The following is a 7,937-nucleotide window of genomic DNA, read 5'->3' as shown; positions in this document are numbered from 1 at the left end:
CATTATAGTAAAGATAACTTTAAATTAAATTTAAAGTTTTTAAATATTTAGATAAATTACAAAATTTTGTTATAATTTTATTTATAAATAGAGTATAAAAGGCATATAAAGTGGAATATACTATTAAAAACAAGCATCTTGAAATAAAAGTTGATTCTTTTGGTGCTGAGTTAAAAAGTTTAAAAAAGCTACAAAATGATATTGAATATTTATGGCAAGGAGATGCAAAGTTTTGGAATAGAACTTCTCCTGTATTATTTCCTATTGTTGGAAAGTTATTAGATGATGAGTATTTTTATAAAAATAAGTCATATAAAATGTCACAGCATGGATTTGCAAGAGATAAAGAGTTTGTATTAGTAGAGCAGGGTGAAAATTATTTGAAGTTTTTATTACAAAGTGATTTAGACTCTTTGAAAGTTTATCCATTTGTTTATCAGCTATTTATCTCTTATGAGATTAAAGAAAATGAAGTAAAAATATCATATCAAGTTGTAAATAAATCAGATGAAAAAATGTACTTTTCAATTGGAGCACATCCTGCTTTTAATTGGCCATTAGAAAAAGAAACTGAAGATAAGAATGACTACTATTTTGAATTTGAAAATTTAGATGAAGATAAAAACCTAAAAGCTTTTCCTTTATTAAATAATGGTATTTCATCTGAAAAGATTGATATTGAACTTGATAAAAAAAGATTTAATATTTCAAAAGATAGTTTTAAAAAAGATGCATTAATTTTTAAAAATGAAAGTATAAATAGTGTTAAATTAAAAAATTATAAAAATGATAAGTTTATTGAAGTCTGTTTTAATGGGTTTTCATATTTAGGTTTATGGTCAAAACCTAGTGGAGCACCTTTTGTATGTATTGAACCTTGGTATGGTATTGCTGATTTTATTAATCATAATAAAAATATTGAAGAAAAAGAAGGAATTAATATTTTAGAAAAAAATGCAGTGTTTTCTTCTTTTTATAAGATTAAGATTTAAACTATTTAGCAAAAAAGATAAGTTTAATTATCTTCTTGCTCATCTTTATTTAACTCAGGTTTTGGCTCTCTAATACCAGCAACGCTAAGTATTTCCATATAAAGTGTTTCACATTTTTCATTTGAAGCTTCATCAATGTTTTTTGTGATATCTACAAATTCAATTGTTTTTGGTTCTTCATCATTTTTAGCAAATTTACAGTTAAAATTCCAAAAATCAACACCTTCTGGTCTTGGCTTGTTTTTTTCTCTTTTTATATATTTTCTAATTTCGTGTTTTATAGATTCTATTTGTCTATCTGGGTGTTTGTTTTCAACGTTTAACTTGAATGTTTTTTTCATTATTTTCCTTTTGACGCATTATATCTGAACATTATTTGATATCACATTTTCCAAATTTACACTTTAATAATCGGTATAGCATATATATAAAATATATTAATATTCCTATTTCAAATACTTGGTAAACTATTTCCATTTCTTTATACCTAGTGCTCTTTTGACTCTAGATTTTCCATAATATAGTGATAAATTCTTTCATATTCACTGTCTTCTGTTTTATCTTCTTCTATAACTGCTAATACATTTTGAAGTTCTACTAAAAGTGACTCCATTTCTGTCATTGCTAAGGTATCATCTTCACTTTGTTTATTCTCTTCTAATAACTGATGCAGTTCTTCTAAGTAAGTCTCTACTTCTGGGATCATTACAGTCGTAACAACATCTTTTAGTTTGTCTTTTATTTGTGACATATCTCTTCCTTGAATTAAAGTGTAATTATATTGTGAAAAATATTGGTTTAGCTTAGATACAATTCATAATGAAAAATTTATTTATAATTTTAGCATTTTGTCTAAGTTTACAAGCAATACAGATAAAAGAACTTCCAATTGTATTTGATAAAATAAGAGTTGATTTAACAAAAGAGTATATAAAAAAACACTATGGCTTTAAAGTTGATAATATAAATATTGTTCCTAAAATGATTGTTATTCATCATACGGCAGTAAATAACTTGAAAAGATCTTATAAAAGGTTTTATCCAAGTAGACTTTTGAGTGATAGAAAAGATATTGCAAAAGCAAGCAATTTAAATGTTTCGGCACATTTTTTAGTAGCAAGAGATGGGACAATTTATTCTTTGATGCCTGAAACTTTTATGGCAAGACATGTTATTGGTTTAAACTATTCTAGTATTGGTATAGAAAACGTCGGTGGTCAAAGAAAGAATGACTCTTTAACAAAAGAACAGTTAAAATCAAATGTAGAATTAATAAACTACTTAAAAGCTAAGTATAAGACAATAAAATATTTAATTGCACATAGTGAATATAGAAAGTATAAAAAACACGAGCTTTGGCTTGAAAAAGATAAAAAGTATGAGACAATTAAAAATGATCCTCATAAAGTTTTTATGAAGGCTTTAAGAAAAAAGATAAAAGACTTAAAAAACTAAAGTTCTCGTTTTAGTTTGCTTAGCCTTTATTCTTTTTATAATAAAAAATTAGATTAGTTTCTCTTTTGTAATAATAACACCATCATTATCAGCGTAAATATAATCACCTTGATTAAAAGTCAGACCATGAAAACTAAGAGTCTCTCCTCTTGAAGAGTCTGTTTTTTCAAAGTTTCTTAAAGGACAAGTTCCAATTGCAAAAAGTCCTACATTAATATTTTGAGTTTCATCTGTATCACGTACGTAACCGTTTAATATAATTGCTTGCCAATTGTTTTTAGCTGCAAATGCCATAAGTCTATCGCCTACAACACCAAAAAATTCTTCAGCGTTATCAACAACAACGATTTTGCCATCACCTTTTTCATCTCTTAGCATTTCTAATAAACGCCAATTACTTTTATCTAGTTTTATAGTTTCAATTTGTCCATAAAAACGTTTTAATCCACCATAGTTTTTGAACTTTGTTGGTAATACTTTTATATCTTTGTCTTGGTTTTCATCACATAAATCTGCTGTGTGTATATTCATTTTCTCTTCCCCTTTTTCTTAATCCTAAATTTAAGATTCATATACTAGTAAAAATAAATGTAATAAAAGTGTAAGTATTAAATAAATATTAAAAAATATAATTAATATTTAAAAATAAGTTAAAATGTAACTCTTTTTAAATTTATTGAGGAAAAAATAGTATATAATTTGCAAAAAATAAAGATTAAGAATGAAAAAATTTACAAATGAACCAATGTATGAAATTATCGAATATTTTGAAGATATATTAATTGAAAAGAGTATAGTTAGTTTTGAAGTATTAAATCCAGATATTTGCATTGATAAATATTCAGGAACTAGAGTCGATTTAGAACAAGAGTATATTTATCGTTCATATAAATCATGGGTAGATTTATCAGAGTTAATGTTTTGTAAAATGTTAACACCTATAATAAGTTCTAAATATACAGTAACTTTAAGTTTTAAAAAAATTGATTTGGAAAGCTCATTTCATAAAGATTCAAACGATGTTAATAATGAGAAATATGGAATTCAATCAGAATTTTCAAAAATAAATAAAAATGAAGAACCAGCTTTTCTATTTCCTTATAAAAAAGCATTAATTCATACTAAAGTGTATGAAAAAAAACAGATTTTAAATTTAGGTGTTAATAAAGCAGATGAGTTTGAAACTATAAAACAGATTGTTTATCCTGAAGTTTTTAAAAATATAAACTTTGTAGGAATTGATTATTCTAAAAGTGTTATTGAAGAAGCAAAAAAAAGATTTAGTGAGGATAACTTTGAGTTTTACTCACATGATATAAATAAACTAGATGAGTTAAATTTAAAAAAATCTGACTTAATAATCTCAATTAGTACTTTACAATCAAGTAGTATAAATTTTAAATTAGTTTTTATGTCACTAGTACAAAACTACTTAGAAGAGGGTGGAAGTATAATCTTAGGTTTTCCAAACTGTAGATGGATTGGTTCAGATATTATTTATGGAGCTAAAAATCCAACATATTCTTATTCGGAGCAATCTTTACTTTATAAAGATGTATATTTTTGCAAAAAATATTTACAACAAAAAAAATTTAAAGTAACACTAACTGGAAAAAACTACCTGTTTTTAACTGCAACATCTATTAAAAAATAGATTAAATAATTACTTGTGTTTTTTTTATTTTATGATACAATAGTTAAATAAAATTTAAGGAGTATATTATGCCATGTAAACATATTGAAGTAAAAACATTTAAATTAGCACACTCTACGAGTGATACTGTAAAAATTGAACATGTTGAAAAACCATACGGTGAGTACAGTAGTCCAGTTGTAAGTATTGCTATTTATTCAGAAGGAAGTAAAAAAACTTCAGAAGTTGAAATACCTTATGAAAACATTGAAGAATTCTTTAAAGCCTTAAACGAATCAGTTGCACTTTGTGATTCAATTCCAAGAAGCAAAATTCATGATGAATTAAGCGCGCCTATTGGTGGTGGAGCATAAAAGATGAGTTAACTCATCTTTTATAAGCTTTACTTATATATTACAAAAACACTTAAAAATTTAACTCAAAATCTAATCTAAAATATCGATAATTTCTGATATAATTTTTCAAAAATTTAATAGGAATTATTTTGAATTCAACATCTACATATATATTTATATCTTTTATTGTTGCTTCCCTTGCAACTCTTGGAAGTCTTTTCTTTTCAGAAATTATGGAGTTTATTCCTTGTTCTATGTGTTGGTATCAAAGAATATTTATGTACCCATTAGTAATAATATTTTTAGTAAATATGTTATATCCAGATGATAAGATTGTTAAGTATGCAATGCCAATAACACTTGTAGGTTGGGCATTTTCTGTTTATCATAACTTGTTAATGTTTGAAATTATACCAGAGAGTATTGTTCCTTGTGTACAAGGTGTTCCATGTTCAACTGAATATATAAATTGGTTAGGTTTTATTACTATTCCATTTCTTTCATTACTTGCATATTCAAGTATTTTAGTTCTATTATTAATTATAAAAAAAGGAATTTCTTCAAATGAAAAATAAAAAAATAGTTGTTATATCTTTACTTGTATTAGTACTTGGATTTGTCTTTGCTACTTATGCTTTTAAAAGTAGTGAAAGTAAAAAAGTAGAAAATATTGTACAAAATGATGCAGGTGCTCCTTATACTAGAGCTCACTCACCTAAGTTTGGTGAAAACAAAAAAGGTGTAGTTGTTGTTGAGTTTGTAGATCCTCAATGTGGACCTTGTGGACAATTTCATCCAATAATAAAAAAAATGTATAAAGAAAACTATGAAGATATTTCATTAGTTATAAGATATTTACCAAATCATCAAAACTCTAGATTTGCAGTTAAATTATTAGAAGCAGCAAGGTTACAAGGAAAATATACAGAAGCTTTAGATGCAGTTTTTTCAAATCAAGATAAATGGGCAGAAACAAATAATCCTAAACCTGAATTATTATGGACTTTTATATCTCAAATTGATGGAATTGATATTGAAAAAATCAAAGTTGATATTAAAAAACCTATCTTTGATGAAATGATGGATATTGATTCAAATGACTCTAGAACATTAGGAGTTCGAGGAACACCAACTATATTTGTAAATGGAAAAAAACTAGAAGTATTATCATATAGAACATTAAGTGAGTTAGTTGAGTCAGAAATATACAAATAGTATATTTTTCGAACTTTACAGTACATTATATAGAGAAAATATAAAGAAAAATTATGTATACTAATAAGATAAATATAAAAGTAGAAAAGTAAAGGAAGTTTAATGTCATTTCTAGAAAAAGTTAAAGAGTTTTTAGCATTAGCACAAGAAACAAATTTTGATATTGCACAAATATTTGCGCAAAATCCAAATGGAGTATATGCTACTGTTTTAGTATTATTAGTAATATTATTAATAATCGTATTTTTTATAAGAAGAGCAGCAAAGATATCATCAGCTGTTAAATTAGTGTCAAATATTCAAAATTCAAATGATTTTGATGATTATGATTCAAAGTTAACAAAACTAGCAACTGAATTACCTAAAAGAGGTCAAAGACTTGCAAATAGTATTAATGCTCAGAAAAACGATATTCTAGAAAAAGAGTTGAATCTATTAAAAGATTTTAATATAAAAGATAAAATCTCAAGATATAAGCAAATCTCTGCACAGTATGCACTTATTTCTACAAATTCTAAGAAATTTAAAATTGATGATTTAACATCTTATTATGATGAAAAATCTAAAACTTTATTAAGTGAGAATCTTGTAAATGAGATTACTGAATATAGTTTAAATACAAACTTTGATGAAAATGATGTTGAGTTTGTAAATAGTATTGTTTCTTATGCAAATAGTACAGAAGAACCAGAAGCTCTTTTAAATCCATTGATTGATCAAATTAATAGATTCTCTTATTCACATAATTTAGATTTATTTAAGTTTACAAGAGCTTTAGATAAAGATAAATCAGTACAGGTATATAAAAACTGTAATGAAAAATTAGCTCAAGCACTTTCAAGTGAAGATGAAAAAGTATCAAATGTAATTTTATCGTATATGTTAGAAAATGATGAAAAAGAAGAAGTATACTCATATATCACTAATCTTAAATCTTCTATATATTTACAAGATTTATATTATAACTTCTTTGCAAAGACTGAAGATATTGACGTTGATTTAGCATTTGTAGCAAATGAAACAAAAATTTCATCTGATTATTCAAATCACATTGATTGCAAAATTACTGATAACTGGAGAGATTTAACATTTATTAATCATATTATTAAATCACCAAGAGTTCTTGAAACTATAGGTCATATTTCTTACAGAAATGTTTTAGAAAGAATTGAAAGACTTGAAAAAGATGAAGAAACAAACAAAGCAATAAGTGAAGTTCTTCAAGTAGCTAGACGTGCAGAAGCAATTGCAAACGAAGCTAAAGAAATAGCAAGACAAAAATAAATATGTAAGGTTTACACCTTGCATAAAAAAGACTACTTATGGATATTTTAACTCTTCTTTTAATTTTTCTTATATTCTTTGCAATTTTTTTATTTGTTACTGCAAATAAAAAGCAAAATATTAAAGCTCCTGCTGTTAAGAAAGAAGAGCTAATTCAAGATTATAAAAATCAAATGAAAGAGCTTTTATCAAAGTATGAAAATGATAAACAGCTTCAAACTCAAGAGAAAATAAAACTACTAAAAAAGATAAATCACGATTTATCAATGAACCTTTTTTTTGAAAAAGAAGAAGCTACAAAACTTTTAAAAGAACTTTCTACACTTAAGTAAAGATATTTATTAACTATTAACTTATTTTTACTATAATTTCAAGTAATAATATATAAATATTAAGATAATAACCAAGGATAATCATGAAAATTAATTATACTTTTGCCGTATTACTTACAGCCGTTTTTTTATTTACAGGTTGTGACTCTAAAGATATTGATGAAAGCTTAATAGCCAACACTAAGAAGAATACACCATATGTAGAAAAGTTTGTTTCTAGAACATTCAAACTAACTACAACAGATGGTAAAATAATTGAACTTACAAGTACAAAAGAAGGTTTAGACTTTAAAGACTATAAGGGTAAAAAAGCTATTTTAGTTGATGTATTTGCAACTTGGTGTCCACCTTGTATTAAAGGTATTCCTGTTTTAAAAAGTTTGCGAGAAAAGTATAAAGATGATTTTGAAATAGTTTCAGTGTTATTTGAAAAAGAAGAAGATAAACCTACATCTGAAGTTATTGAGTTTATTGAAAAATATGGTATTACTTACCCTGTAACTGTTGGAGAAGAAAACTTTAAATTAGCCAAAGATTTAGATGATGTTCAAAGAATTCCTGAACTATTTTTATTTTCAAAAGATGGGGAGTTTGTAAAGAAATTTCTTGGAGAAACAGATTTAGAAACTTATGAAGAGTACGTAAAAATGGCAATAGGTAAAAAATAAAT

The 7,937-nt window shown here is 25.3% G+C and carries 12 protein-coding genes; 9 read left to right on the top strand and 3 right to left on the bottom strand.

Annotated features, from left to right (window positions below):
- Positions 1–110: 110 nt before the first annotated feature.
- Entirely contained in the window at positions 111–992 is an 882-nt protein-coding gene (locus GBG18_RS11515; protein WP_152191227.1) for an aldose 1-epimerase family protein, read from the top strand.
- A 23-nt stretch (positions 993–1,015) separates the two neighbouring features.
- Here the strand turns inward: GBG18_RS11515 and GBG18_RS11510 are convergent, their stop codons facing one another.
- Positions 1,016–1,333, bottom strand: a complete 318-nt coding sequence (locus tag GBG18_RS11510) for a DUF6172 family protein (protein ID WP_152191225.1) — start codon at positions 1,331–1,333, stop codon at positions 1,016–1,018.
- Positions 1,334–1,479: 146 nt separating this feature from the next.
- Positions 1,480–1,743 carry a hypothetical protein gene (locus GBG18_RS11505; protein WP_152191224.1) on the bottom strand — a complete coding sequence of 88 codons (264 nt, stop codon included), beginning with the start codon at positions 1,741–1,743 and terminating at the stop codon, positions 1,480–1,482.
- Positions 1,744–1,811: 68 nt separating this feature from the next.
- Between GBG18_RS11505 and GBG18_RS11500 the strand changes: the two genes are divergently transcribed.
- Positions 1,812–2,447, top strand: coding sequence for a peptidoglycan recognition protein family protein (locus tag GBG18_RS11500; RefSeq protein WP_152191222.1), 636 nt, complete (start codon positions 1,812–1,814; stop codon positions 2,445–2,447).
- Between the two features lie 48 nt (positions 2,448–2,495).
- On the opposite strand, the gene rraA is transcribed toward GBG18_RS11500, so the two are convergent.
- Entirely contained in the window at positions 2,496–2,978 is a 483-nt protein-coding gene (gene rraA, locus GBG18_RS11495) for a ribonuclease E activity regulator RraA (RefSeq protein WP_152191221.1), read from the bottom strand.
- A gap of 190 nt (positions 2,979–3,168) precedes the next feature.
- On the opposite strand from rraA, the gene GBG18_RS11490 reads away from it, so the two are divergent.
- The 7 genes from GBG18_RS11490 (at position 3,169) to GBG18_RS11460 (ending at position 7,935) form a co-directional block, all read left to right on the top strand.
- Complete coding sequence (locus GBG18_RS11490) at positions 3,169–4,101, top strand: methyltransferase domain-containing protein (protein ID WP_152191219.1); 933 nt, start codon at positions 3,169–3,171, stop codon at positions 4,099–4,101.
- A gap of 68 nt (positions 4,102–4,169) precedes the next feature.
- Positions 4,170–4,454: a hypothetical protein gene (locus GBG18_RS11485; RefSeq protein WP_152191218.1), complete on the top strand. Its 285-nt coding sequence runs from the start codon at positions 4,170–4,172 to the stop codon at positions 4,452–4,454.
- A gap of 131 nt (positions 4,455–4,585) precedes the next feature.
- A complete protein-coding gene (locus tag GBG18_RS11480; RefSeq protein ID WP_152191216.1) occupies positions 4,586–5,011 on the top strand; it encodes a disulfide oxidoreductase in 426 nt (141 codons plus the stop codon).
- Complete coding sequence (locus GBG18_RS11475; protein WP_152191215.1) at positions 5,001–5,651, top strand: DsbA family protein; 651 nt, start codon at positions 5,001–5,003, stop codon at positions 5,649–5,651. The genes GBG18_RS11480 and GBG18_RS11475 overlap by 11 nt, the downstream gene beginning before the upstream one ends.
- Positions 5,652–5,753: 102 nt before the next feature.
- Positions 5,754–6,935, top strand: a complete 1,182-nt coding sequence (locus tag GBG18_RS11470; protein WP_152191213.1) for a hypothetical protein — start codon at positions 5,754–5,756, stop codon at positions 6,933–6,935.
- Between the two features lie 38 nt (positions 6,936–6,973).
- Positions 6,974–7,267, top strand: coding sequence for a hypothetical protein (locus GBG18_RS11465; protein ID WP_152191212.1), 294 nt, complete (start codon positions 6,974–6,976; stop codon positions 7,265–7,267).
- An 83-nt stretch (positions 7,268–7,350) separates the two neighbouring features.
- Entirely contained in the window at positions 7,351–7,935 is a 585-nt protein-coding gene (locus tag GBG18_RS11460) for a TlpA family protein disulfide reductase (RefSeq protein WP_152191210.1), read from the top strand.
- Positions 7,936–7,937 lie beyond the last annotated feature (2 nt).

It is taken from the genome of Poseidonibacter ostreae (assembly GCF_009208075.1).
Taxonomy (GTDB): Bacteria; Campylobacterota; Campylobacteria; order Campylobacterales; family Arcobacteraceae; genus Poseidonibacter; species Poseidonibacter ostreae.
The sequence above is the reverse complement of the archived record's forward strand: the minus strand, read 5'-3'. Positions and strand labels throughout refer to the sequence as shown.

What these genes read in the sequence shown, in the direction of transcription:
- GBG18_RS11510 (WP_152191225.1), bottom strand. Translation starts at nt 1,333, where the DNA reads ATGAAAAAAACATTCAAGTTAAACGTTGAAAACAAACACCCAGATAGA.
- GBG18_RS11505 (WP_152191224.1), bottom strand. Translation starts at nt 1,743, where the DNA reads ATGTCACAAATAAAAGACAAACTAAAAGATGTTGTTACGACTGTAATG.
- GBG18_RS11500 (WP_152191222.1), top strand. Translation starts at nt 1,812, where the DNA reads ATGAAAAATTTATTTATAATTTTAGCATTTTGTCTAAGTTTACAAGCA.
- rraA (WP_152191221.1), bottom strand. Translation starts at nt 2,978, where the DNA reads ATGAATATACACACAGCAGATTTATGTGATGAAAACCAAGACAAAGAT.
- GBG18_RS11490 (WP_152191219.1), top strand. Translation starts at nt 3,169, where the DNA reads ATGAAAAAATTTACAAATGAACCAATGTATGAAATTATCGAATATTTT.
- GBG18_RS11485 (WP_152191218.1), top strand. Translation starts at nt 4,170, where the DNA reads ATGCCATGTAAACATATTGAAGTAAAAACATTTAAATTAGCACACTCT.
- GBG18_RS11475 (WP_152191215.1), top strand. Translation starts at nt 5,001, where the DNA reads ATGAAAAATAAAAAAATAGTTGTTATATCTTTACTTGTATTAGTACTT.
- GBG18_RS11470 (WP_152191213.1), top strand. Translation starts at nt 5,754, where the DNA reads ATGTCATTTCTAGAAAAAGTTAAAGAGTTTTTAGCATTAGCACAAGAA.
- GBG18_RS11465 (WP_152191212.1), top strand. Translation starts at nt 6,974, where the DNA reads ATGGATATTTTAACTCTTCTTTTAATTTTTCTTATATTCTTTGCAATT.
- GBG18_RS11460 (WP_152191210.1), top strand. Translation starts at nt 7,351, where the DNA reads ATGAAAATTAATTATACTTTTGCCGTATTACTTACAGCCGTTTTTTTA.